Here is a 24,300-nt window from a genome sequence, read left to right as displayed (position 1 = left end):
AGTGACCGTGGTCCCGCTGATGTTCAATGTGCTCCTGGCGGACACCTGGGCCCCCAGCCTAGCGCCGGTAATAGTGCTGTTGCTGACAGTGGCGGTGGACGGTGCGGCCCCTACCCGTGCTATGGCCATCCCGACAGCGCCCGTTGAGGAAACAACTGCCCCATTCACGGTCGCGTTGCTGCCAAACAGGTGCAAGCCGTTGGAACTGCCGCCCGAGATAGTGCCGCCATTGAGCTGCACGGTCGACGCGGTAACACGAATGGCCAACGTGGAAGCATCCTGGGTAGTCAGCACTGCACCATTGACGAGATCATAAGTATCCGGTGCATCTGCAGCGGTAAGTGTCAGCGTCTGGTTATCAACTAGAATGGCCAATGCCTGCTCACTTGCAAGCGCCCATGGCAATAGCATCAACATATTCATAAATACAAATAGCGGCTTTTTTGCGCTTGTTTTATCGATTGTAGTTCGCATGCATGGACCCCTTGAAAAATAATCAGTTGAATTGAGGCGACTGCCTCGACTCGTAACTTCAAAGGTACATAGCCTAGGGGTATTGAATAGTGAGATATGTAGGAAATTTCCTAGGTAGCTTGCATTTAATTCCTCACCAACGCAGCGTGCTGGGGTTTCCCCCAGCACGCGACTGTCAGCTCTGAGGCAGACACAAACCGCCACCTGGCTTACGCAGGGCATAACGCACGGCCGATGCCTGAGAGCTACCCGGAATATTACCGGCCTTTACGATCCGCCAACTGGCGCGGAACGACCCCAATTCATAGTACTTGCCAGGCTGGTCAGCGATTTCGAAGTAAGACTTGAGCAGTGGCAACACACGCTCGATTCGATTTGAAGTAGCCTCTTGATCACTGACAACCACCGGTATTTCCCGCGTCCTGTCAGTGACAACTATTGAACCGGCCTTATCGCTGCACACGCTGAGTGTAATAAATACAAGATCATCTTTGGATAACACTCCCGCACGCTCTGCGATCGCCAACCTGATACCGTCTGGCAAAGGACGAGGACGTTCACAATTCAATATACCCAAAGCGGTCACTGGCGTTGTACCCGGTACATCGCTGCTACCGCCAATGCGATCCGGGAATGTCACTTTTGCAGTTACCGTCACGGTGGCAATACTGACCTCTACGCTGCCATCGACCGCCTGTTGCGGGTTGCCGGTGGTTTCGGTTTCCTGGATTTCGTAACCGATCGCGATGGTGCCATTGCCCAGGCTCTCGACGAAATTCCAGGGAATCGGGATAGAGATGACAGTCCCCGGTGTTTCGCCTGCGGCGATGGTGTGTGTAACTGCATTGTCTTTTCGACCATAGAACAACCGGACGAACTCACCCACTTTCGCATTCTCGTACACGGTAAAGAGCAGAACCGCACCTGAGCCGACATCCGCTGGGCGAATAAAACCAGGTTGTTTCGAACTGTTGCCTTGAGCGCGAACCGGTACCAGCGTGGCGTTGATCGGTCCAGGCCCGACAGGGTCGGGGCCTATGGTGGTCAAGTCAACCGCCACCTCGGTGTCGGGCGATGTCCAGGTGTTCTTGCCACGAATGACGTCATACCATACCCGTACCGCTGGGTCTTTCACCTGGTCATTGGGCAAAGCAATCTCATCCCAGTTAAAGGTGACCCGATCATTCGGCCAGATAATGACTTTTACAGTGTCCTCATCACGGTAATACACCCGAATTTCATCGCCTGCCTGAGCGTTTTTAAAAGCCGGCACGATAGCTTCCACGCCAGTGCGAGCGTCCTCCCGACTAATCGGTGCAGCGGGTACCAGCGGCTTCAGCAGGTCCTCGGGTTCGGGGGTCAGACGCACCGTCAGGTGAACCGGGATGGAAAAGTCCGAGCGATTCCCAGCCCGGTCCTCAAGCTTGTACTGGAGCACCGAAACACCTTCGCCAATCGCTTTGATAGTGTCCTCATCGAGTTCGATGTCGAAGCCATCGTCCTCTGCCTCTGGGGGAACGTCGCCACTGCGAACAGGTACCGGGTTACCAGCGATGTACAACTGATATTTGTCGCCCGGGTAATAATCAAAATAAGGAGGAACATGAAGCGTCAATGTACCGCTGTGCTCAGCAAGGTATTTCAAGGTAACGACGCCATCAGTCACGTCGGCAGGGTACTCGATTGGCGCGGGGTTATCGTTCAACGCGGGGTCCAGCAAATCCAGTGTCAGCAGTTGAATTTCAGATTCTTCTTTGTTGCCCGTCTCATTACTATATACCGAGTACCCAATCAATTTGATACCATCCCCGCCCACTTTCAAACTGTTGAAAGGGATGACGAAACGACCAGGAAGATCGGTGGCAGCAACAGGCACTTCAAACTTGTAGGTATACTGCACACCGTCTTCTACGCCGTTGACAACCGGAACACCATTTACATGCAGAGTTACATAATCGAAACTGCCATCATCCCCCCCCGAAGGCACCCACAATGGAATCTCCAACATTAGCCCCGACTTGAACTGGTCTCGGTGAAAAAGATTGACCTTACCATCGTCTGCAGCAGGCAATACATTATCCATCACAAAATCTTCAACTGCATTCACCCCGCCGACGCTCATCACCCCGAACCCCGTGGGCGCCTTGGCGGCTTTAAGTTCATTACTGTGCGTAACAACTGCTTGAAGACCCTCTTCCAATGCAGTTTTATTATCCTGATCACGCTTGGCCCGGTACTCTGCAATCGCGGGATTTTTTGCCTTGGCGGCTTCACCGGTATTTGCCTTTTCTAAAATAGTCATCTTGACTCTCCATTTCAGGTAGATTTGCTAAACACACAACAGGCACGTGACGCTTCCTCAATCAGCCTGTGCGTCGCTGATTGCTTCATACGTTCGATACTTGCTAATGCCGCTACCACGTTCCTACGTCAGGTGCGAAGTACCTGGCCGATTTAACCGCGGCTAAACGTTGCTACCATCACATACCGAGCCATTCGGAAGTTGTAGCGATATGAAAGTCATCTCCCGATCGGATTCACCACCCTGTCCATCCGCTCTGGCCACTCTGTAATTCACTACTGCAACCCCCTCGACATCCTTGCCATCTGCCTCATTGGCACGCTTAAGGGGTTGTAGGACCAAATCGGCAAAGCGTGTCATCGTAAACATAAAGCCGTTATTAACCTGCGCCGGGGTAGACAGCTTGATGGGATCGAAATAAACAACATCAGTCAGTGATCCCGTGGGGGGCGTTGATGAAGCCCCCTCAAGAGTGCGAAACAGTTGCCAGGACACTTCGACGTTGTCCCCTACGCCCCACAATCCAGGGTTGCCTGGCACGCTGATACGTATACCGTTCCAGGGTTTTTTCTGGCAGTTGATCCACCCCCAGAGCGTGACATCAGGAAATTTTACCGGTTTGAAGCCAACGATTGGCTGGACAGCAACCCGCACATGCGTATCACGGGCACGATGGCGGTTGACGCCATTGAACGTCCAGTAGAACACCGCAATCGCGGGCCCATCTCCCGCAGCCAGCACTGCGGCATAGGGCACGGGGGAAAACCTGACGACGCTGCCTGCGGTATCGCCTGCCTTCACGGTGTAGGTAGCGACCACGTCGGCGTTATTACCCCAATACAATTCAAGTATTTCGCCTGGCTCAGGCACTGCATACAGCGTCACCTCGACAGTGACTGGCAGGTTCATGTCCTGGCGGGTCAGGATGTTGTCACCTGTTCTGCCTTTCACCACTACCGGCTTTAGCAATCGGTGAATAGGATCGGGGCCTTCAGGGTCGGGGCCTGCGACACTCAGGTCTATCTCGAATGCAACTGTTGAGGAGGTTGAGATGATTTCCCGAGTCAGCGTGTAATACACCTTGCAAGCAGTGCGCCCCGAAAAGCCATCGGCGGCCAGGATTTCCCACGCCACAGGCAACCTAACGGGCCAGGTGGCGGTGGACGGTACGGTGTAAGGTGCCAATGTGCGTCCATTCCAATAGGCTTGCAGGGTGTCCCCAGTACGCGCGTCTACGATACGTGGAATATGCACCTGCACACCGCGACGGGCGTCCTCAAGGTCGACCAAACCATCTTCAGCCAGCGGCACCTGAGGCGCAGGCAGCACAATTGGCTGCGCCACATTCACGGTCAGGGGCAAGGACAAGGAGATGGCTCCCCGATTGCTAGCGCGATCCATCAGCCAGTAGTAGAGCACTCGCGAACCGTTGGCTTTCCTGCGAACATCGTCGCCCCTGATCGTCAACTCGACAAAGCCCTGATCCTTGTGCGACTGCTGGATCTGCAGCCTCGCCAGGGGGTCGAACAGGGGGCCTTTCGACGGTTCAAGGAAGACTTCGATCACATCCTCCAACCGCACGTCCGGCCACAGCTCGACCCTGACGATAACCCTGTCGTTGTTGCGTACCAGGTAAGCTTGATCGATGGTGCGCGTGTTTTCATTCAATGCGGGGGGATTACCGGCTTGGCCGTTGTTGGGGGCGGTCTTGTCAAGAAACACTGCGGCGGGCTGGGAGGTCTCCGGGTTGAGTACCTCTGTGATCCATACCCGGTAGGAAACGTAGAAGATTCCTTGAGTGCGCAGGTAGGGCTCAGGTATAGCCGCATCCAGCGGAAAAAGGTCTGCGGGATCGGCCGTCATTGGCACTTCCCAGCTTCCAACCACTACACCGATTTCAGCCCCACTCGATACGGCGCTGCCCCATATCAGATCAAAATGCAGTATTGCGCCATCAAAATAGTCTTGTTCGTAACCTGGCCAGGCACTCTCGATGAGAACTGCCAGCGGCCGGGTCTGATTGGCCAGTGGAATTGTATACACCCCTGCCTCGTCGGCCAGCAGAGGCAGTGCAGCAGGAACCCGCAATGTAGGCAGAATCAAAATACCGATCGATTGGCCGCTGCGGCCTGACCCCATCATGCTCAGTTTGGTCATCTGCGTATTCCTCGGGCCTGGTGGTCAAAACCATTTCAGGGCGCTGCTCGGCTCTCACCTCTCACAGCTATGGCGCAAATGTAATGGCGGAATACGCTTCGCGAAACTGACAGAAATACCAGGTAGGTGCGCTTACAACGCCGGTAGCGCCCACTGCACCGGCGCCAGCCCGTGCTGTTCCAGAAACTTGTTGGCCCGGCTGAAATGCCCGCAGCCGATGAAGCCACGGTAGGCCGACAACGGTGAAGGATGCACCGACTTGAGCACCAGATGCTTGGTACCGTCGATCAGCGCAGACTTGCTCTGGGCATGCTTGCCCCACAACAGGAACACGGTGGCGGGCTGGCGCTCACTGACCAGCTGGATGATGCGGTCGGTGAACGACTCCCAGCCTTTTTTGGCATGCGACGCGGCAATCGAGCGCTCCACGGTCATGGTGGTATTGAGCAGCAGCACGCCCTGTTCGGCCCAGCTCTGCAGGTAGCCGTGGTTCGGGATCGGGATGTTCAGGTCGCGCTGCAACTCCTTGTAGATGTTCACCAGCGACGGCGGCGCGGGCACCCCAGGCTGCACCGAGAAGCACAGGCCGTGTGCCTGGCCCGGGCCGTGGTAGGGGTCCTGCCCCAGAATCACCACTTTGACCTGGTCCAGCGGTGTGGAGTTGAGCGCATTGAAGATCAACGGCCCCGGGGGATAGATCTCCTTGCCGGCCGCATATTCCTGACGCAGGAACTCACGCAGTTGCTGCATGTAGGGCTGTTCGAATTCGCCGCGCAGAGCGTCTTTCCAGCTCGGTTCGAGTTTGATGCGGTCATCGTTGGTCATGGGCACTCCCGTAGGCAATGGGGGCGGACACTAGGAAAGCTGCCAGCGCTTGTCAATCGATCCGACCGGCGACCGGCATGATCGGTGACAGTAGCCATACTTGTCGGGATAACCGCAGTGAGGTGGCCCATGGCCGTAGCGTTCGAAGTACTCACCGGCGTCGATGGCGCCCGCATCGGCGTTGCCAGCCTGGATGCGCCCCAGTCGCTCAACGCCCTGTCGTTGCCGATGATCGAGCAGTTGAGCACCCACCTGCAAAGCTGGGCCAAGGATGACGGCATCGTCTGCGTGCTGCTGCGCGGGCTGGGTGACCGGGCGTTCTGCGCGGGGGGCGATGTGCGCAGTCTTGTGGAGGCGTGCCGCGCACAGCCTGGTGAAGTACCGCCGCTGGCGGCGCGCTTCTTCGCCGCCGAGTACCGGCTCGACTATGACCTGCACCATTACCCCAAGCCTCTGCTGTGCTGGGGGCACGGGCATGTGCTGGGCGGCGGCATGGGCCTGCTGCAGGCCAGCACGGTACGCATCGTGACCCCGAGCAGCCGCCTGGCGATGCCGGAAATCAGTATCGGCCTGTACCCGGACGTGGGCGCCAGCTGGTTCCTGAACCGGCTGCCAGGGCGTCTTGGCCTGTTCCTTGGGCTGACCGGCGCGCCGATCAATGCACGCGATGCACTGGACCTGGGCCTGGCGGACCGCTTCATGGGCGATAACCAGCAGGACGAGCTGATTGAAGGGCTGTTGCAACTGAACTGGCAGGAGCAGACCGCGATGCAGCTCAACAGCCTGCTCAAGGCGTTGCAGCAGCAGGCGCTGGCCGAGTTGCCGCCGGCCCGATGGCTGCCACGCCGGGCGCAGATCGACGCGCTGCTCGATGTCAGCGACCCGGCCTGTGCCTGGCGGGCGATCGCACAGTGGCGCATGCACGACGACGAGGTCCTGGCCAAGGCGGCACGCACCCTCACCGAAGGCTGCCCGCTGACCGCGCACCTGGTGTGGCAGCAGATCGCGCGGGCGCGCTACCTGTCGCTGGGGCAGGTGCTGCAGATGGAATATGCGATGAGCCTGAACTGCTGCCGGCATCCGGAGTTCAGCGAAGGGGTACGCGCGCGCCTGGTGGACAAGGACCAGACGCCGCATTGGCATTGGCAGGAAGTTGCTCAGGTCCCCCAGGCAGTGGTGCAGGCGCACTTCAGCAAGGCATGGGAGGGGCGGCATCCGCTGGCTGACCTTGTGTGAAGCCAGCGAATGCGATGTTTACCGGTGCGAATTGCGATCGCCCCAGCCGTTGTCGCTGCGACCCCGGCCACGCCCATGATCGCGCCCATGGTCATTGTCCCGCCCCTGATGCCACTGCTGCCCCTGACCATAGCGCGGGTTCTGGTAGTAACGCCCTGGGGCGGGGCGCACATTGTAGTAGCCATGCCCCGGTACCGGGCGGTACTGAGGCACGGGCGCCGGTCGGTAGTAACGCGGCGCGGGGGCGTAATAGCGAGGCTGCGGCACCACGTAGTACCCCCTGTTGTAGGGATAACCACGGTCGTAACCACGGTATTCATAGCGGTCCACGGTGTACACATCACTGCGGTAGTAGCCCTGGCCACCGTAATACGGAGCACAGGCGGTGGTCAGCACACCCAGCACAACAATCAGCAAAAGTCGGCGATACATGGCGGCCTCCCGGACCGCTGAACTGCACATCCCAGCGGCGCTGGTCGGCGTCGATCGGCAAGCGTTCATCGACATAGGCTAAGACCACCGAATCGACGTGCCGTGCGTTTTTCGAAATAAATTGTGACAAGGCCGATACCCCTGAAAATCGTCCAGTTATTTTCTGCGCGCCCCTCTAGAATAAGACGCATCGGTACCCGCCACGGATCTGCCATGCCGCTTCGTTACGCCCTGTTCTCGCAACGCTCGTTGATGCTGGCATTGCTGTTGTTGCTTGGCTGCGGCTTTCTGGCCACGTCGCTGCTCAGCTACTTTGCCTCGCGCAGCGAGATCCGCGACAACATCATCAACACCGAGCTGCCGCTGACCTCCGATACCGTCTACTCCGAAATCCAGCGGGACCTGGTGCGCCCGGTGGTGATCGCCTCGATGATGGCCCAGAACACCTTCCTGCGTGACTGGGCCCTGGCCGGCGAACAGGACCCGATGCCCATCACCCGCTACCTCAATGAAGTGATGGCGCATCAGAATGCCTACACGGCGTTTTTTGTCTCCGAGGCCAGCGGCATCTACTACCAGGCCAAGGGCGTACTCAAGCATGTCGACCCGCGCACCGAGCGTGACCGCTGGTACGCGCGCGTCAAGGCGATGGACACGCCCTACGAGATCAACGTCGACCTGGACATGGCCAACCAGGACAAGCCCACCGTCTTCATCAACTACAAGGTGTTCGACTACCAGGGCAGGTTCATCGGCGCGGCTGGCGTCGGCCTGACGGTCGAAGCGGTGATCAGGCGCCTGAGCGACTACCAGTTGCGCTATCAGCGTACGGTGTATTTCGTCGATGCCAGCGGTCGCATCGTGCTCACCGGGTCTGCCGGCGGCCCCGAAGGCGTACACAGCGGGCTCACGCTGCGCGAGGTGCCAGCGCTGGCCGACCTGCAGCAGAAAATGCCCGTGCCGGTGGAGGGCAACCGCGAATACAACCATGATGGGCACAGCCACTTTCTCAATGTGCGCCTGATCCCCGAGCTCGACTGGTACCTGTTCGTCGACAAGCGCGACGGCACGGCCCTGGACAGTGCACGCCAGTCGCTGTACATGAACCTGGTGATCTGCGCGATGATCACCCTGGTGGTGCTGGCGCTGCTCAATGCGATGATCCGTCGCCATCAGGACAACATCCAGACCCTGGCAACCCTCGACAGCCTGACCGGCCTGCCCAACCGACGCGCCTTCGACCTGCTGGCGGCACAGGCCCTGCGCGACACCGAGCGCGAGCCCATGCCGCTGGTGGCACTGCTGCTCGACCTGGACCACTTCAAGGTCCTCAACGATACCCACGGCCATCTGGCCGGCGACGAAGTGCTGCGCCAGTTCGCGCGCATCCTGGAAAGCTGCCTGCGCCATACCGATATCATCTGTCGTTGGGGCGGCGAGGAGTTTCTCGTGCTGCTCAAGAACACCGACGCTGACGCCGCACGGGCGGTTGCCGAAAAGATTCGCCTGCGCACCGAGCAACTGGCCTTCGGCTATGCCGACAAGGTGCTCGACCTGACCGTGAGCATCGGCTTGAGCGCCCATCGGTCCGACGATACCTTGCACACCCTGATCGCCCGCGCCGATGATGCGCTGTACCGCGCCAAACAGGGTGGACGCAATCGCGTCTGCTCGGAACTGTAAAACGTCGCCCCCGGTAGCCACCACCATGAACGATACCCGCCTGTGCCCCGCCTGCGGCGCCAGCAACCAGTGCAGCCTCGCCGACCCGCGCAGCGCCACCCAGGCCTGCTGGTGCTACAGCGTGCAGATCGATCCCCGCGTGCTCGAAGCGCTGCCGGCGCATTTGCGCAACAGTGCCTGCCTGTGCCCGCGATGCGCCCAGGTCGATGCCCGATTGCAGGCAGCCAAGCCTGCGCCGAACCGTTAGACTGCGCGCCCACCTCTGTACGCCCAACCGCCATGCGCCTCGACCGTTTTCTCAGCAACCTGCCATGTTTCAACCGCCAGCAGGTGCGCCTGCTGCTGGTGCAACGACGGGTGCGGGTGGATGGCGTGGCCATCGCCGACCCGCACCATGAGGTACGCGAGTTCAGCCGCGTCGAGGTCGACCAGCAGGTGCTGCAAGCCGGGCGTGCACCGCGCTACCTGATGCTGCACAAGCCGATGGGTTGCGTCAGCGCCACCGTCGACCCGCAGCACCGCACCGTGCTCGACCTGCTCGACGAACCCGACCGGAACGACCTGCACATCGCCGGGCGCCTGGACTTCAACACCACCGGGTTGCTGCTGCTGACCAACGATGGCCAGTGGTCACGTCGCCTGACCCAGCCCAAGACAGGGCTGGCGAAAACCTACTACGTCGAGACCGAGCAGCCGATCACCGACGCCTATGCGCCAACCTTTGGCCAGGGCATCTACTTCGCCTTCGAAAACCTCACCACCCTCCCCGCCGAGCTCACCCTGCTGGGCAGCCACAGCGCGCGCCTGAGCATCGTCGAGGGGCGCTATCACCAGGTCAAACGCATGTTCGGCTTCTTCGACAACAAGGTCACGCGCCTGCACCGCGAGCGCATGGGCCCGCTGCACCTGGACCCGCAGCTGGCCCCGGGGCAATACCGTGCGCTGAGCCAGGATGAAATCCTGGCCATCTGACGCCACGACCGCTCGGCAAAAAAATCATCGATTGCGCCAACGGCACTTGCGGGTTGGCCGGGCGCCTGCTTGAATCCAACCGTCAGTCTGCATGTGACCAATCGGTCACGAACGCAGTCCAAGGCACCTTTTTGCAGGTGACCGGCGCCCCGAAGCGCTGGCGTCCGGCAGATTGCCCACCTAACAACAATACCCGTCGACCAGCCGGCAACGGATCGACACAGGGCCCCTCGTTTCATTTCAAGGCGTATGCCTACCTGTCATGAAGACCGGGCAAGCTTGCTTGCACGGATACCCTTTTTGCGCCAGGAGTCGATGACATGAGGCCAGAAATTGCTGTGCTGGATATACAGGGTCAGTACCGGGTTTACACGGAGTTCTATCGCGCGGACGCCGCAGAGAAGACGATCATCCTGATCAACGGCTCGCTCGCCACCACAGCTTCTTTCGCCCAGACGGTGCGCAACCTGCATCCGCAGTTCAACGTCGTGCTGTACGACCAGCCCTACTCGGGCAAGTCCCGGGCACACAACCGCAACGACCACCTGCTGACCAAGGAAACCGAAGGCCGGATCCTGCTGGAGCTGATCGACCACTTCGCCGCCGACCACCTGATGTCGTTTTCATGGGGCGGTGCCTGCACCCTGCTGGCACTGGCCAGCAAGCCGCGGCGCATTCGCAAGGCCGTGGTCAGCTCGTTCTCGCCGGTGATCAACGAACCGATGCGCGACTACCTGGAGCGCGGCTCGCACTACCTGCGCACCTGCGACCGCCAGCAGATGGGCAAACTGGTCAACGACACCATCGGCAAGCACCTGCCCTCGCTGTTCAAGCGTTTCAATCATCGCCACGTCAGCAGCCTGGCCGAGCATGAGTATGCGCAGATGCACTTCCACATCCATCAGGTGCTGGATCACGACCTTGGGCGGGCCCTGCGGGCCGCACAGGCCATCGACATTCCGGTGCTGTTCATGAACGGTGAATGGGACGAATACACCACTGCCCACGATGCCCGGCAGTTTTCCCGGCACGTGCGCCACAGCCACTTCAGGCCGATTCGCAGCGCCGGCCATTTCCTGGACATGGAACACAAGGCGGCCTGCCGCGACACCCGCGAGGTGCTGCTGGAGTTTCTAGGCCCGCAACCGCGTGAAACGCGCTCCCCGTATCACTTCGTGCACGGCCAGCATGCGCAGGCCATCTGAGTGGTCGCGGCCAGTGTAGCGCCGGTCTGCGGCAGACCGGCGCTACGGCTCGCGAGCCGCCGATTGCAATAAGGGCTTCAAATCGTCTCGCAGTTCTGGTACAAAGTGCGCCTGAAAGCGGGTGTCGTATAATGGCATTACTCCAGCTTCCCAAGCTGATAACGAGGGTTCGATTCCCTTCACCCGCTCCAGTCACTTCCCCCCTCCCCGTTACAAGCTCCCTCAGCACTCGAACCATCCAACTGAATATGCTCGCAGCCTCATATGACAGTGGCTTGCTTACAGGCAGTTCTGGATAATGCCCTTAATCGATACCCCGCATCCAAGACGGATAGCAAGAGGGTGAAAATTTCAGTTGGGTAAATCCATGGGGGATGAGTTGTCCAAGCAAAAGGATCTTAGCCAGTTGCAGATCGACGGAGTTTTCTGCATCAGCCTGCGGGAGCGGACTGACCGTCGAGACCTTTTGACCCGGGAGTTCGAAGGCAGCGGGTTGAACATCGAATTTCTCATCGTGGACCGCGATAGCGAGAATCCCGAGCGGGGCTGCTTCGACTCCCACGTGACCTGCGCAAAAATGGCTCTGGAGCGTAAATATCGGCGGGTACTGGTGCTCGAGGATGACGCCACCCTGCTGACCTTCGACCCACGCCAGGTGCACCAGATCAACACCTTCCTGAACGGGAAGGAACCCGAACTGTTTTATCTTGGAGCGAATCTGGGGAGGGTATGGCTCACCTGGCACAGGGGAATAGCCCGTGTACGGGCCAAAGGTACCCATGCTTACATTCTGTCCAGCAAAGGCTGCGAGCGCCTGGTCAGCCATTCACCCTATACGGGTACGGCGATCGACAAGGTCTATTCAAAGCGATTCCGGGCGTACATGGCCTTCCCCATGCTGAGCCAGCAACAACCCGAGGAGGTCGTTGCAAGCGACGTGCTGGCCGCTCGCTCCACGGACGGCACCTTCCCTGACGCCGCGTACTGGCGCGCAAACTGGCGCAGGCAATATGCAGAGGCGCTCAGAAACATCGGTAAGACGATGCTGTGCAGAGACCTCTAACAGCCGGTCCTGCGCCTCACCCTAAACCCGCCATATGGCGGGTTTTTTGTGGTCACTCCAGCCCCGGCAAGCAATTTGCTGCCCATGCACTCGGTAGGCGGGCAACGCAGGGCACGGTATTCTGCGATAAATCTGCGCCCGCCTGATTCAGATCAACACCGCCCCCAAAGACCTTGGTAAAACCCACCGCTGCTCCGAAACATCACAAGGATCGGTCCATGTTTCTCTCCCGCTGGCTCCCCGGCCTCGCCAACCTGCTGCGTTACCGTGCCGAATGGTTTCGCCCTGACCTCCAGGCCGGCCTGTCGGTTGCCGCCATCCAGATCCCCATCGCCATCGCTTACGCGCAGATCGTCGGCCTGCCGCCGCAGGTCGGGCTGTACGCGTGCATCCTGCCCATGATGGTGTACGCCCTGGTGGGCAGCTCGCGCCAGTTGATGGTCGGGCCCGACGCTGCCACCTGCGCCATGGTCGCCGGTGCCGTGGCGCCGCTGGCCATGGGCGACCCGGCGCGCGTGGCACAGTTGTCGGTGATCGTCACGGTGCTGGTGGGGCTGATGCTGATCGCCGCAGGCCTGGCACGGGCCGGCTTCATTGCCAGTTTCTTCTCCCGACCGATTCTGATCGGCTACCTCAACGGTATCGGCCTGAGCCTGCTGGCCGGCCAGCTGGGCAAGGTGCTGGGGTTCAAGATCGAGGGCAACGGCTTCGTGCTCAGCCTGATCAACCTGCTCGAACGCCTGAACGAAATCCATTGGCTGACGCTGTTCATCGGCCTGGCCGGCCTGGCTCTGCTGATCTGGCTGCCTCGGCGCTACCCCAAGCTGCCGGCAGCGCTGGTGACCGTGGCCATCGCCACCCTGGTGGCCGGCCTGTTCGGCCTGGACCGCTTCGGCGTGGCAGTCCTCGGTCACGTGCCCTCGGGCATGCCCACCCTCGCCTGGCCGCAGACCAACCTCGAAGAGATGAAAAGCCTGCTGCGTGACGCCCTGGGTATCGCTACGGTCAGTTTCTGCAGCGCCATGCTGACCGCACGCAGCTTTGCCGCACGCCATGGCTATGCGATCAACGCCAACCATGAATTCCTCGCCCTGGGCGTGTCGAACCTGGCCGCCGGCGCCTCGCAGGGGTTTGCCATCAGCGGCGCCGACTCGCGTACCGCAGTCAACGACATGGTGGGTGGCAAGAGCCAGCTGGTGGGCATCATCGCGGCGCTGGTGATCGCGCTGTGCCTGCTGCTGTTCACCGTGCCCATGGCGTGGATCCCGCAGGCAGCCCTGGGCGCCGTGCTGCTGATGGCCGGCTGGGGCCTGATCGACGTCAAGTCGCTGAGCAAGATCTACACCCTCAGCCGCTTCGAGTTCTGGCTGTGCATCCTGACCACGGTCGGCGTGCTGGGCGTGGGCGTGCTGCCGGGCATCATCATCGCGGTGACCCTGGCGATCCTGCGCCTGCTCTACACCATCTACCAGCCCACCGATGCAGTGCTGGGCTGGGCGCCCGGCATCGAGGGCCAGGTGGACATCCGCCGCCACAAGGACGCGCGCACGGTGCCAGGGCTGGTGGTGTACCGCTTCGACGACGCGATCCTGTTCTTCAACGCCGACTACTTCAAGATGCGCCTGCTCGACGCGGTGCAGAAGGAGGTGGAAGCCCGCGCCGTGCTGTTCGACGCCGAGGCGGTCAGCTCGATCGACGTGAGCGGCATCGCGGCGCTGCGCGAAGTGCGTGAAACCCTGATGGCCCAGGGCATCGTGATGGGCATCGCCCGGGCCCGCGGCAGCTTCCTGCGGATGCTGGTGCGCTCGGGGCTGGCGCGGGAGATGGGCAGCGAGCTGCTGTACGGCTCGGTGCGGGCAGGCATTCGCGCCTACCGACTGTGGCGCAACAAGGTCAGGCGCGAGGCGGCTGTCGCGCAGTAAACCTTTCGCCGGCAAGGCCGGCTCCTGGCGATGTTGCAGGAGCCCGCCTTGCCGGCGAAGCGGCCAGCAGGGTCAACGCGGCTCACAGGCCTGCGGCGTCCCCTGCCCGCTACCGATCAGGGCGATCAACCCACACGGCAATGACCCACGCCATTGCAGGTAGTCATGCCCGGCCGGGTATTCCACCTGCACCACCGGATACCCCTTGGCCTGCAGCACGTCGCGCAACTGGCGATTGGTGTCGAGAATCTTCGGCCCCTCGAACAACCCCGACTGCAGGTAGAAGCGCAGCGGCGCACGCGGTGCACGCACGTACTCGCGGGTCAGCCAGCCAGGCTCCATTCCTTCCGGCGCCCACCAGTACGACCCCGACAGGCTCAGCACATTGCCGAACAGCTCCGGATGCTGCAGCCCCAGGTAGGCCGAGGCCAGCCCGCCGTAGCTGGAACCTGCCACCACCGTGCGGTCGGCCGGGGCCGACAGCCCGCGCGCCTTCGCCCAGGGCATCAGTTCCTCGGCCATGAACCGCGCAAACTGCGGGTTGGGTGGCAACTCGACCTGGCGCGACAGGTCGGTGGGGTTGGCGATGATCAGCGCAGCAGTGGGGCCGATCAGGCCATCGGCGAGCAGGTTGTCGAGCAGCGTCGGGGTGGGCACCTGCCGGGTGTAGGCATGCGCATCGAACAGCACCAGCAGCCCCTGCCCCGCCGCCCCCGGTGTCCAGCCCGGCGGCCGGTACAGGTACACGTCACGCTGGTTGCCCAGCACCTTGCTGGTCAGCACCTGGCGCTCCAGCGTGCCCCGGGCTACCCCGGGGCGCTGCGCCACCCAGGGCTGCGCAGGCGCGTCGGCAAGCTCCAGGCGCGAGCGCGACAGCCAGCGATCGCCACTGCCATCGGCAAAGCCGTTGGGGTTGAGCGGGTCTTGCCGGGAGCTGGCCAGAATCACCCGGCGGTCAGTGGAGGGCGGTACGTCCGGTGCCATCTGGTAGCTCATCCGGGTGCTGGAAGGCACCACATAGCTACGAAACCACACATCGCTGTCGCCCAGGCGCTGCAGCTCATCATGGTTGCCCGACGGCGCGCCGAATACCCGAACGTTGTGCCGGGCACCTCGCCACAGGAAGGTCACCAGCGATTGCCCGGGCTGCTCCGCCAGCGCTTCGACCAGGGGCGTACCCTGCTGCTCGCGGGCCTTCCAGAAGGCCTGGGTATCGCCCCCCTTGGCCACATGCGCCGCCAGCTCGCGCATCACCGGGCTTTGCAGGCGCGTCTGCTGGGCCTGCTGCTCGGCCACGCTGGTGACACCGGTCAGCTTGAGCGAATAGGCAGCCTGCGGGCGGGTGGAGATGGCTTCTGCGCGCACGCCATACAGGCCGTCATGGGGGGCGATGAACATGAAGTCGCGCACCATGTCCAGCCCGTCCACCAGCAACCGCACCGGCTGACCGTCGGCATCGAGCAGGCGCACGCTGACGTCGCCCTCCACGCGCCCCTGCACGAAGTCACCGGCCTTGAGCGGCACGGTCCATACCGGCTGCCGGCCCTGGCCGATGGCGCCGCTGACGCTGTGCCCGGGCACCAGCGAGGCCGCCATTGCGGCGCCGCCGGTCAGGCTGGCCAGCGCAAGGCCGGCGCAAAATGTCTTGAGTCGTTGCATGTACACCTCAGAAGTCGATGCTGGCCGAAAGTTTCAGCGTGCGCGGCTCGCTGACCGTGGCGTAGCCGTCGTTGAACACACCGGCCCAGTAGGCACGGTTTTCGACGTTCTCCAGGCTGGCGCGCAGCACCACGTCCTTGCTCAGGATGCGCGTGCTGTAGCGACCGCCCAGGTCATAGCGGGTCCACTGCGGAATCTTCAGCTCGTTGGCCGAATCCAGGTACTGCGAGCTGCTGTGGATGGCCAGCGCGGTCAGGGTCAGGCCCTCGACCCAGGACGTGTCCCACTCGCCGCCCAGGTTGGCCGACCACTGCGGCACCCCGCGCGCGGCGTTGCCATCGAGCTTGCCGCCAGCGGTCTTGGTCAGCTCGGCACGGGTATAGGTCACCCCACCCAGCAGGCGTACGCTCGGCGTCAGCGAACCGAACAGGTTCCACTCCACCCCGCGATTGCGCTGCTGACCATCGTCGGTGTAACGGTTGCTGGCGGTGTCGAGCATCATGCTCGGCTTCTCGATCTGGAACACGCTGACGGTGTGGGTGAAGTCGCCCAGGTCCCACTTGACCCCGGCTTCCACCTGCTTGGACTTGTACGGGGCGAACTGCTCGCCATAGTTGGCAGCCGACAGGTCGCTGACCATGCCGCCCTGGGTCAGGCCCTCGATGTAGTTGGCGTACAGCGAGACATCCGCCTCCCACGGCCTGAGCACCACGCCCAGTGCCGGGGTCAGCGCATGCTCGTCATACGAAGGCGAACTCATCTTCTGGCGCACCCGCTGCGAGCGCACGCCCAGGGTCAGCAACAGCTTGTCGTCGACGAAGCCCAGGGTATCGGCCACGGCAAAGCTCGACAGAGTGTTGTCGCCGGTCTTGTCGCTGGAGCCGATGTTGCCGGCAATGATCGGCTTGCCGGGGTGATAGATGTTGGTCGTGTACTTTGCCCCGGTTACGGTGGCGGCGCGACCGATGTCCTGGTGCAGCAAGGTGGTGCTGAGCACCAGCTGGTGGGTCACCGGACCGGTACTGAAGTTGCCGCGCACACCCGCTTCGGTGGACAGGCTATGGGTATAGCCGCCCTGGTTGTAGGTTTCGGCGGTTGCGTCGCCGTTGCCGGAGGTGATGATCGAGCGCGTGCCGTTGAGGAAGCCCTTGTAGCGGGTACGCGCACCGCCGACGCTGGCGTAGGCCGTCCAGTCGTCCGACAGCTCGTATTCGCCGCGCAGGATCACCGCCTTGCTGATCTGCTTGGCCGAAATACCGTCGAGGATGTTGGAATCCGGCTTGGGCGCCTTGGTCACGTAGCCCAGTTTGCTGAAGCCGGCCATCATCGGGCTGCCGTTCTGCATCTTTTCGTGGCTTTCGTAGGCATCGAGTTCCAGCTTCCAGCCATCGCCACGGTAATCCATGCCCAGGGACGCCAGGGTGCGGTCCTTGGACTGGTCGTCGACCCCGGTGTCACCGCTGCCGTACACGCCGTTGAAGCGGATGCCCAGGCGGTTCTCCTCACCCAGGCGCCGGCTCAGGTCCAGGTGCTCGGCCCAGTAGCCGTCGGATACGTAGCTGGTGGTCAGGCGCGTCAGTGGCGCATCCCCGGCCCGCTTGGGCACCAGGTTGATCACCCCGCCCACACCGCCGTTGGGGGCCATGCCGGTGAGCAGTGCGCCAGGGCCCTTGAGCACCTCGACGCGCTCCAGGAACTCGGTGGGCACATGCCCATCGGGCGCCAGGCCATACAGACCGTTGACCGCAAGCTCGGTGGAGTCGATGGAGTAGCCGCGGATCATGAAGTTTTCGTAGGTGTGGCCTTCACCGGTGCTGAAGCGCACCGACGGGTCGTTGCGCAGCACCGCGCCCACCGTGCCGCTCTGCTGGTTTTCCATGTGCTGGGCGGTGTAGGCGGTGATGTTGAAAGGGGTTTCCATGATGTCGCGATTGCCCAGCATGCCCACCTTCGCACCGCGTGCCACCTGGCCACCGCTGTAGAGCTCGGGCGGGTTGCTGCTGTTGCCCACCTGCGCATTGACCGTGGTGGCACCCAGGGTCAGCGCGCCGTCGCTCTCGGGGCGACGCAGGATGATCACGCCGTTTTCTTCGCTGGCCACCAGGCCGCTGTTGTCCAGCAGGCGTTGCAGCGCCTGTTGCAGGGTGAAGCGGCCCTGCAGCGCCGGGGCATTGCGCCCGGCCAGCCACTGGCTGTCGGCGGCAATCGCCACCCCCGCCTCGCGGGACAGCGCCTGCACCGCGCTATCCAGCGGCTGGCTGGGCAGGTCGAGCGCCAGCACGCGGGTGCCTGCGCTCAGCTCGGCCGACACGGCCGACAGGCTGGCCGCGCCAAGAGCACAGGCCAGCACCAGGTGGCGAAGGGTGCTGGGGATAACCGAAGAAGGTGACGAACGCGTGGTCCGGGCGAGGAAAAACGACATGATCTGTCCTTTGAGCTAGGGAGTTGCCAGGAAGACGCGCTAGCTGGCCACTACCCCTCAAAAAAATTTCAACGAAGCTGCAGCCAGGTGTACTCACCCTTCTGCATCAGGCTCAGCGGCAGCACCCTGGGCAAGGCGTTCAGCAATATGTCGGGGCGGTCGCTGGGGAAGCTGCCGGTCAGGCGCAGCCCGGCCGCTCCCTCGCCAAGCCGCACCTGACGGTTGCTATAGGCATTGAATTCGTCGATCACCTCGGCCAGCGGTGCATCGGTGAACGACCACCAGCCCTGGCGCCAGTACTCGGCGTTCGGGGCCGCCTGCGGGTGATGCTCCACCGGCCCCGGCACGCCGGGTTCGCCCAGGCGCACCCGGTCGCCGGCCAGCAGTTCGCGGGGCTCGCCATCCAGGCCGCGCACCTTCACATGACCGCGGGTCACCGCCACCTGGATATCGCCGCCACGGTCGCTGACGCTGAAGGCGGTGCCCAGCACCTGCACCTGCCCCAGCCGGGTGCTGACCAGGAAGCTGCGCAGGCGCTCGTGGGCCACGTCGAAAAACACATTGCCGTGGGCCAGCATGACCTCGCGCTGGCCGTTGCTGTACTTCACCTGCACGTTGCATTCGGCCGCCAGCACCATCTGGCTGCCGTCGGGCAGCAGTACATTGCGTGCGGGCGCTGCGTGTTCGGTCAGCAGCACCTGGTCGAACTGTGGCCGGCGCTGCCACAGCCAACCCAGCCATGCACTGCACCCGACCACCGCCAGCAGGCCGGCACCCTGGCGCAGCAGGCGACGCCGGCCGAGGTTGACCGGCTCGGGGGCCAGCGAGCCGCGCAACTGCGGGGTCAGCCGATGGATCATCTGCCAACGCTGCTCGGCCTCCAGCCAGGCACGCTCATGCTCGCTGCTTTTGTTGCGCCAGCGCTGCAACTGCCCGCTCACCTCGCGCACACGGGAGGGGTCGTCACTGTGCAGCCCCGCCAGGTAGCCCAGCGCCTGCTGTACCTTGCGGGGCGAAACCGGCCGCGCGTCAGACATGACGGCAGGCCTGGCTCAGTTCGGACAGGTCGAACACCGCGCGGCCGATGTGCAGCTCCACGGCCTTGGCCGACAGCTGCAGCTCGTCACACACCTGGCGATGGCTCTGGCCATGCAGGCGCACGCGCACGAACACCTCGCGGCGCAGGCGCGGCATGCGCTCGATACGCGCAATCAGTTGCTGCAACTGCTCGCGGGCAATCAGGATCTCTTCCACGCTGGGGGTGAGCCCATCGGCCCGTGTCAGCCAGTCCTCCAGCGCCGCCAGCTCGCGACTGCGCCGGCGAAACTGGTCGATGCACAGGTTGCGCGCCGCCTGGAACAGCAGCGCACGGGCATTGATCACCGGGGCATTGAGGGCATGCGCGTAGGCCTGGGCAAAGCTCGACTGGGCAATATCGGCCGCATCATCGGGGTTGCGCAGTCGGCTGCCGAGGTAGCGACGCAGGTCGGTGTAGTGCGCGAGCAGCTCGTCGGCGACAGCCGCAAACGACGGCGCGCCGGCCGTCCAGGGGGTTGAAAGCGAGGTCATGGGCGTCCGGCGCGTGATAAGGCAGACAAAACATTAATGGGAATTCGTATCATTCTCACACACTCCCTCTGCCTTCGGCCAGCCCTCAGTACCCTGTGGCAGACACCGCAGGTTCCGGAGCGCTGATGACAACGCGCCGGCGTGCTACAGTCGCGCCCTGCCAACGTGCAACAAATCCCTACGAGATCCACATGCCCCTCGCCGACGTCGACGCAACCCTGGCGGCCTGGCCGCACCTCAATACCGCCCACCCGTGCACCAGCCTGCTGCTGGGCAACGGTACCAGCCGCGCCATCTGGCGCCCGTTCGCCTACTTTTCGCTGTTCGAGCTGGCCCAGCGCGTGCGCCACAAGCCCCTCGGCCTCACCGACCAGGCACTGTTCAAATCGATGAACAGCGAGCTGTTCGCGCCGGTGCTCAGTGCCCTGAACACCACCGTGCAGGTCAATGCCGCGCTGGCGATCAGTTCGTCGGCACCGCTCAACCGCTACTACGCGATCAAGGAAGCGCTGATCCACGCCGTGCGCAGCGTGCACATTCCCTGGAAGCTGCTGCCCACTGCCCACCTGGCCGCGATCAACGCCGAGCTGCGCACCTACCAGCGCGTGTTTTCCAGCAACTACGACCTGCTCTGTCACTGGGCCGTGAACCAGGCGCCGCACGGCTTTGCCGAGCTGTTCGACGAGGAAGGCGATTTCGACGTCAGCCGGGCTCAGGGGCCGGGCACGCGGATGCACTACCTGCATGGCGGCCTGCACCTGCTGCGCACCCAGCACGGCACCACGCGCCAGCGGGCGGCCAGCGGCAGCCAGTTGCTCGACGGCTTTGCCATCAACACCCCGGGCGATGTGCCGCTGTTCGTCAATGAAGACAGCAGCGACAACAAGCTGCGGGCGATTCGCGGGTCCGATTACCTGACCTGGTGCTACGCCGCGCTGGCGACGCAGCGCGAGGGGCTGTGCGTGTTCGGGCATCACCTGGACCGTGCCGACCGGCACCTGGTGGAGGCGATCAGCCAGGCGCAGCCGACACACCTGGCCATTTCGATCCTGCCGGTGAACGAGGCGGCCATCGTGAGCCAGAAGCAGCATTACGCGCGGGTGTTCGAAGCGTACCCGGGCATCGAACTGCATTTTTTCGATGCCACCACGCACCCGCTGGGCGCGCTGGCGAATGTGCCCGCGCCGCCGCCCAAGGCAGTGGGGCGGCGTCGGCGCTAGGCCGGCCCCCACAGGAGGGCGTGAAGCCTGTAGGAGCCGGCGTTGCCGGCGAAAAGTCCGGCGCGACGCCCAACTGTACGGACACCTTTGTTGCCAACTGTAACCAGATTACCCACCCCACCTGTGGCTCAATGAGCGGCCCCTCCAGCCCTCAGGCGCGCTCATGTCTACCCGCGAAAACACCGGCCTGGCCCTCGGCCTGCTCGGCGTCATCATCTTCAGCCTGACCCTGCCCATGACCCGCATCGTGGTGCAGGAGATGCACCCGCTGCTCAACGGCCTGGGCCGGGCCCTGGTGGCCGCGATCCCGGCAGCGGCGCTGTTGCTGTGGCGCCGTGAAAAGTGGCCCACCTGGCAGCAGGTCAAGGGCCTGAGCCTGGTGGCGCTGGGGGTGATTCTCGGTTTCCCGGTGCTGTCGGCCTGGGCCATGCAGAGCGTGCCGGCCTCCCACGGCGCACTGGTCAACGGCCTGCAACCCTTGTGCGTGGTGGTGTATGCGGCGTGGCTGTCCCACGAGCGACCTTCCACGGCGTTCTGGGCATGGGCGGCGCTGGGCAGCACACTGGTGGTGGCCTACGCGATGATCATGGGCGCCGGACACATCCAGGCCGGTGACCTGCTGATGCTGGCGGCGATTGCGGTGGGCGGGCTGGGCTATGCCGAAGGCGGCCGCCTGGCGCGGGAGATGGGCGGTTGGCAGGTGATCTGCTGGGCGCTGGTGCTGTCCAGCCCGCTGCTGCTGGGGCCGGTGGTGTACCTGGCGCTGCAGCATGAAGGCGCGATCAGCCCGCGGGCCTGGTGGGCGTTCGGCTATGTGTCGCTGTTTTCGCAGTTCATCGGCTTTTTTGCCTGGTACGCCGGGCTGGCGCTGGGCGGAATCTCACGGGTGAGCCAGGTGCAGCTGCTGCAGATCTTCTTCACCATCGCGCTGTCGGCGCTGTTCTTTGGCGAGCAGGTGGCGCCGATCACCTGGGTGTTTGCCGGCGGGGTGATCCTGACGGTGGTGCTGGGGCGCAAGGCGCGGGTGCATCCGGCACCGGTCAAGGTCTGAGGTGCCGCCATCGCGGGTCAAGCCCGCTCCCACAGGTAAGGGTGATCCTTGTGGGAGCGGGCTTGACCCGCGATGACGGTGGTGAGGTTCAGACAGGAATCAAGCCATCGGCCCGCAGCAGCGTCTCCAGACAATGCTCCTTGACCCCATAGAACGCCTTGAGCGCCTGGATCTTCTCCAGCAACGCCTGCGCCGCCACCGGCTCGCGCCGCCGGGTGGCCAGGATCATCTTGTTCTTGTTGGTGTGCTCCAGCGAGATGAACTCGAACACCTTGGTCTCGTAGCCACAGGCCTCCAGGTACAACGCACGCAGGCTGTCGGTGAGCATCTCGGCCTGCTGCCCCAGGTGCAGGCCGTACTGCAGCATCGGCTTGAGCAACCCCGGGCTGTGCATCTGCGGGCGAATCTGCTTGTGGCAGCACGGCGAGCACATGATGATCGCCGCGCCACAGCGAATACCGGTATGAATCGCGTAGTCGGTGGCAATGTCACAGGCATGCAGGGCGATCATCACCTCGATGGCGCTGGGCACCACGCTGCGCACATCGCCACACTCGAACCTCAGCCCCGGATGCTCCAGGCGCGCGGCGGCGGCATTGCACAGCTCGACCATGTCCGGGCGCAACTCCACGCCCGTCACCTGCGCCTCGCGCTGCAGGGTGTTGCGCAGGTAGTCATGGATCGCGAAGGTCAGGTAGCCCTTGCCCGAGCCGAAGTCCGCCACCCGCACCGGCTGATCTGCCGCCAGTGGCGCGCTGCTCAGCGCATGGGAGAACACCTCGATGAACTTGTTGATCTGCTTCCATTTGCGCGACATCGCCGGAATCAGCGCCTGCTGCTTGTCGGTCACGCCCAGGTCGTGCAGAAACGGCCGGCTCAGCTCCAGGTAGCGCTTCTTCTCGCGATCATGCTCGCCGGTCACCACCTCGCGCGCCTGCTGCACGGCGTTGCGATGCAGCATCGGCTTGCCCTTCTTGGTGAACTCCAGCTGCACCTCGTCGTTCAGGCTGAGCAGGTGCGCGTTGCGAAACGAAGCCGGCAACAGCTCACCGATCAACGTCAGCGCCTCGTCCAGCGCCAGGTTGCGGGTGATGTCGCGGGTCTTGTAGCGGTACACGAACGACAGGCTGGCCTGCCCCTTGATCGTCAGCGGCTTGGCCGTTACCCGCTGCAGGTCGACCTCGGCGCCGACATGGCGCGCCAGCACCAGTTTGATGAAGGTGTGCTGGTGCAGGCTGGTGGCGAGCAGCGCCAGAAACTGCGCACGCGCATCCGGCGCGGCCTGGACGGTGGGGGTTGCGGACATGGGGAGTGGGTGCCTCGGGTTGCGGGGGGCGCCCGCAGGCGCGCAATGGCGCGCATTTTACGTGGATGACCGCCCCAGGCACAGCATTTGTCGATCAGCGCGCATGCCTCAGCCCAGCAGCACCAGCCGGTTGGGCAGCTCGTTGCGCGCCTGGGTCACCGGCACATGGGCCGCCAGCAGCTCGCCACAGGCCTCGATGCAGGTGACAAAGCCCTGCAGGGTCTGGCCCTGCTGCACCTGGGCGGTGAAGGTGCGCACGATGGCGTCCCAGGCCTGGTTGTCGAGGCGACTGGAGATGCCCTCGTCCACCAGGATCTCCACATACCGCTCGGCCTCGCTGACGAAGATCAGCACCCCGGTGCGGCCCACGGTGTGATGCAGGTTCTGCTCCAGAAACTGGCGCCGCGCCAGGTTCGACGCACGCCAGTGGCGCACCCTGCGCGGCACCAGCCAACTGGTCAGGCGCGGCAGGCGGAACACCAGGCACAGCACGATGAAGGTCAGCCACTGCGCCAGCAGCAGGCCATGCACGCTCAGCCAGCCGCTCAGGTAATAGAGGACGCCCGGCACCACCAGCGCCAGCAGGCTGGCCCACAGCAACGGGATATAGGCATAGTCGTCGGCACGCGCCGCCAGCACCGTCACCAGCTCGGCATCGGTACGCTGTTCTACCTGGGCGATGGCCTGGGCCACCTGACGCTGTTCGTATTCACTGAGCAATGCCATGTACGTGTGTGTCTCTTGTCGTGTAGTTACCAGCCGCCGGAGGACCCGCCCCCGCCGAAACTGCCGCCGCCGCCAC

The 24,300-nt window shown here is 63.1% G+C and carries 19 protein-coding genes and 1 tRNA gene; 10 read left to right on the top strand and 10 right to left on the bottom strand.

Translation table 11 applies throughout. The features are described 5' to 3' along the window. Positions 1-649: 649 nt before the first annotated feature. From JZZ72_RS07015 to ung, 3 genes are all read right to left on the bottom strand, one after another. A complete protein-coding gene (locus JZZ72_RS07015) occupies positions 650-2,776 on the bottom strand; it encodes a hypothetical protein (protein ID WP_058540935.1) in 2,127 nt (708 codons plus the stop codon). 162 nt (positions 2,777-2,938) lie between these two features. Further along, positions 2,939-4,933, bottom strand: coding sequence for a hypothetical protein (locus JZZ72_RS07010; protein WP_210014221.1), 1,995 nt, complete (start codon positions 4,931-4,933; stop codon positions 2,939-2,941). 132 nt (positions 4,934-5,065) lie between these two features. Then, positions 5,066-5,758: a uracil-DNA glycosylase gene (gene ung, locus JZZ72_RS07005; protein WP_104572008.1), complete on the bottom strand. Its 693-nt coding sequence runs from the start codon at positions 5,756-5,758 to the stop codon at positions 5,066-5,068. Between the two features lie 129 nt (positions 5,759-5,887). Between ung and JZZ72_RS07000 the strand changes: the two genes are divergently transcribed. Then, positions 5,888-6,994, top strand: coding sequence for an enoyl-CoA hydratase/isomerase family protein (locus JZZ72_RS07000; RefSeq protein ID WP_210014220.1), 1,107 nt, complete (start codon positions 5,888-5,890; stop codon positions 6,992-6,994). 18 nt (positions 6,995-7,012) lie between these two features. On the opposite strand, the gene JZZ72_RS06995 is transcribed toward JZZ72_RS07000, so the two are convergent. After that, a complete protein-coding gene (locus tag JZZ72_RS06995) occupies positions 7,013-7,426 on the bottom strand; it encodes a hypothetical protein (protein ID WP_210014219.1) in 414 nt (137 codons plus the stop codon). A gap of 213 nt (positions 7,427-7,639) precedes the next feature. On the opposite strand from JZZ72_RS06995, the gene JZZ72_RS06990 reads away from it, so the two are divergent. From JZZ72_RS06990 to JZZ72_RS06960, 7 genes are all read left to right on the top strand, one after another. Next, complete coding sequence (locus JZZ72_RS06990; RefSeq protein ID WP_123752822.1) at positions 7,640-9,109, top strand: sensor domain-containing diguanylate cyclase; 1,470 nt, start codon at positions 7,640-7,642, stop codon at positions 9,107-9,109. A gap of 25 nt (positions 9,110-9,134) precedes the next feature. Then, a complete protein-coding gene (locus tag JZZ72_RS06985) occupies positions 9,135-9,356 on the top strand; it encodes a cysteine-rich CWC family protein (RefSeq protein ID WP_078480620.1) in 222 nt (73 codons plus the stop codon). 32 nt (positions 9,357-9,388) lie between these two features. Then, positions 9,389-10,081, top strand: a complete 693-nt coding sequence (locus JZZ72_RS06980) for a pseudouridine synthase (RefSeq protein ID WP_043860084.1) — start codon at positions 9,389-9,391, stop codon at positions 10,079-10,081. Positions 10,082-10,401: 320 nt separating this feature from the next. Next, positions 10,402-11,286 (top strand): alpha/beta fold hydrolase, encoded by an 885-nt coding sequence (locus JZZ72_RS06975; RefSeq protein ID WP_043860083.1) that lies wholly within the window; start codon positions 10,402-10,404, stop codon positions 11,284-11,286. A gap of 117 nt (positions 11,287-11,403) precedes the next feature. After that, positions 11,404-11,477 (top strand) — tRNA-Gly (locus tag JZZ72_RS06970). 188 nt (positions 11,478-11,665) lie between these two features. Beyond that, positions 11,666-12,349 (top strand): glycosyltransferase family 25 protein, encoded by a 684-nt coding sequence (locus JZZ72_RS06965; protein ID WP_146094981.1) that lies wholly within the window; start codon positions 11,666-11,668, stop codon positions 12,347-12,349. 218 nt (positions 12,350-12,567) lie between these two features. After that, positions 12,568-14,271: a SulP family inorganic anion transporter gene (locus JZZ72_RS06960; RefSeq protein WP_043860081.1), complete on the top strand. Its 1,704-nt coding sequence runs from the start codon at positions 12,568-12,570 to the stop codon at positions 14,269-14,271. A 72-nt stretch (positions 14,272-14,343) separates the two neighbouring features. On the opposite strand, the gene JZZ72_RS06955 is transcribed toward JZZ72_RS06960, so the two are convergent. From JZZ72_RS06955 to JZZ72_RS06940, 4 genes are all read right to left on the bottom strand, one after another. Beyond that, on the bottom strand, positions 14,344-15,930 hold the full coding sequence (locus JZZ72_RS06955) for an alpha/beta hydrolase-fold protein (protein ID WP_236066239.1): 1,587 nt from the start codon (positions 15,928-15,930) through the stop codon (positions 14,344-14,346). Between the two features lie 7 nt (positions 15,931-15,937). Further along, positions 15,938-18,352, bottom strand: coding sequence for a TonB-dependent receptor (locus tag JZZ72_RS06950; protein ID WP_210014218.1), 2,415 nt, complete (start codon positions 18,350-18,352; stop codon positions 15,938-15,940). Between the two features lie 68 nt (positions 18,353-18,420). Further along, on the bottom strand, positions 18,421-19,389 hold the full coding sequence (locus JZZ72_RS06945) for a FecR family protein (RefSeq protein ID WP_210014217.1): 969 nt from the start codon (positions 19,387-19,389) through the stop codon (positions 18,421-18,423). Continuing rightward, positions 19,382-19,921 carry an RNA polymerase sigma factor gene (locus tag JZZ72_RS06940; RefSeq protein WP_043859744.1) on the bottom strand — a complete coding sequence of 180 codons (540 nt, stop codon included), beginning with the start codon at positions 19,919-19,921 and terminating at the stop codon, positions 19,382-19,384. Before JZZ72_RS06940 ends, JZZ72_RS06945 begins: the two co-directional genes overlap by 8 nt. 191 nt (positions 19,922-20,112) lie before the next feature. On the opposite strand from JZZ72_RS06940, the gene JZZ72_RS06935 reads away from it, so the two are divergent. Both JZZ72_RS06935 and JZZ72_RS06930 read left to right on the top strand, forming a co-directional pair. Beyond that, the gene (locus JZZ72_RS06935) at positions 20,113-21,141 is read left to right on the top strand and encodes a DUF4917 family protein (protein ID WP_210014216.1); all 1,029 of its coding nucleotides are present in this window, start codon (positions 20,113-20,115) and stop codon (positions 21,139-21,141) included. Positions 21,142-21,304: 163 nt separating this feature from the next. Continuing rightward, positions 21,305-22,192 carry a DMT family transporter gene (locus JZZ72_RS06930; protein ID WP_210014215.1) on the top strand — a complete coding sequence of 296 codons (888 nt, stop codon included), beginning with the start codon at positions 21,305-21,307 and terminating at the stop codon, positions 22,190-22,192. 88 nt (positions 22,193-22,280) lie between these two features. Here the strand turns inward: JZZ72_RS06930 and JZZ72_RS06925 are convergent, their stop codons facing one another. Together JZZ72_RS06925 and JZZ72_RS06920 are read right to left on the bottom strand one after the other, a co-directional pair. After that, positions 22,281-23,498: a class I SAM-dependent methyltransferase gene (locus tag JZZ72_RS06925; protein ID WP_210014214.1), complete on the bottom strand. Its 1,218-nt coding sequence runs from the start codon at positions 23,496-23,498 to the stop codon at positions 22,281-22,283. A gap of 108 nt (positions 23,499-23,606) precedes the next feature. Beyond that, positions 23,607-24,224, bottom strand: coding sequence for a TPM domain-containing protein (locus JZZ72_RS06920; protein ID WP_043859748.1), 618 nt, complete (start codon positions 24,222-24,224; stop codon positions 23,607-23,609). Positions 24,225-24,300: the final 76 nt, after the last annotated feature.

This window comes from Pseudomonas palmensis (assembly GCF_017848315.1).
In the GTDB taxonomy this organism is placed as follows: domain Bacteria; phylum Pseudomonadota; class Gammaproteobacteria; order Pseudomonadales; family Pseudomonadaceae; genus Aquipseudomonas; species Aquipseudomonas palmensis.
The sequence above is the reverse complement of the archived record's forward strand: the minus strand, read 5'-3'. Positions and strand labels throughout refer to the sequence as shown.

Excerpts from the sequence above, each read along its gene's own strand:
- JZZ72_RS06980 (WP_043860084.1), top strand. The coding sequence starts at position 9,389 with ATGCGCCTCGACCGTTTTCTCAGCAACCTGCCATGTTTCAACCGCCAG.
- JZZ72_RS06940 (WP_043859744.1), bottom strand. The coding sequence starts at position 19,921 with ATGACCTCGCTTTCAACCCCCTGGACGGCCGGCGCGCCGTCGTTTGCG.
- JZZ72_RS06985 (WP_078480620.1), top strand. The coding sequence starts at position 9,135 with ATGAACGATACCCGCCTGTGCCCCGCCTGCGGCGCCAGCAACCAGTGC.
- JZZ72_RS06925 (WP_210014214.1), bottom strand. The coding sequence starts at position 23,498 with ATGTCCGCAACCCCCACCGTCCAGGCCGCGCCGGATGCGCGTGCGCAG.
- JZZ72_RS07015 (WP_058540935.1), bottom strand. The coding sequence starts at position 2,776 with ATGACTATTTTAGAAAAGGCAAATACCGGTGAAGCCGCCAAGGCAAAA.
- JZZ72_RS06930 (WP_210014215.1), top strand. The coding sequence starts at position 21,305 with ATGTCTACCCGCGAAAACACCGGCCTGGCCCTCGGCCTGCTCGGCGTC.
- JZZ72_RS07010 (WP_210014221.1), bottom strand. The coding sequence starts at position 4,933 with ATGACCAAACTGAGCATGATGGGGTCAGGCCGCAGCGGCCAATCGATC.
- JZZ72_RS06960 (WP_043860081.1), top strand. The coding sequence starts at position 12,568 with ATGTTTCTCTCCCGCTGGCTCCCCGGCCTCGCCAACCTGCTGCGTTAC.
- JZZ72_RS06995 (WP_210014219.1), bottom strand. The coding sequence starts at position 7,426 with ATGTATCGCCGACTTTTGCTGATTGTTGTGCTGGGTGTGCTGACCACC.
- JZZ72_RS06975 (WP_043860083.1), top strand. The coding sequence starts at position 10,402 with ATGAGGCCAGAAATTGCTGTGCTGGATATACAGGGTCAGTACCGGGTT.
- JZZ72_RS06945 (WP_210014217.1), bottom strand. The coding sequence starts at position 19,389 with ATGTCTGACGCGCGGCCGGTTTCGCCCCGCAAGGTACAGCAGGCGCTG.
- JZZ72_RS06920 (WP_043859748.1), bottom strand. The coding sequence starts at position 24,224 with ATGGCATTGCTCAGTGAATACGAACAGCGTCAGGTGGCCCAGGCCATC.
- JZZ72_RS06955 (WP_236066239.1), bottom strand. The coding sequence starts at position 15,930 with ATGCAACGACTCAAGACATTTTGCGCCGGCCTTGCGCTGGCCAGCCTG.
- JZZ72_RS07000 (WP_210014220.1), top strand. The coding sequence starts at position 5,888 with ATGGCCGTAGCGTTCGAAGTACTCACCGGCGTCGATGGCGCCCGCATC.
- JZZ72_RS06935 (WP_210014216.1), top strand. The coding sequence starts at position 20,113 with ATGCCCCTCGCCGACGTCGACGCAACCCTGGCGGCCTGGCCGCACCTC.
- ung (WP_104572008.1), bottom strand. The coding sequence starts at position 5,758 with ATGACCAACGATGACCGCATCAAACTCGAACCGAGCTGGAAAGACGCT.
- JZZ72_RS06950 (WP_210014218.1), bottom strand. The coding sequence starts at position 18,352 with ATGTCGTTTTTCCTCGCCCGGACCACGCGTTCGTCACCTTCTTCGGTT.
- JZZ72_RS06990 (WP_123752822.1), top strand. The coding sequence starts at position 7,640 with ATGCCGCTTCGTTACGCCCTGTTCTCGCAACGCTCGTTGATGCTGGCA.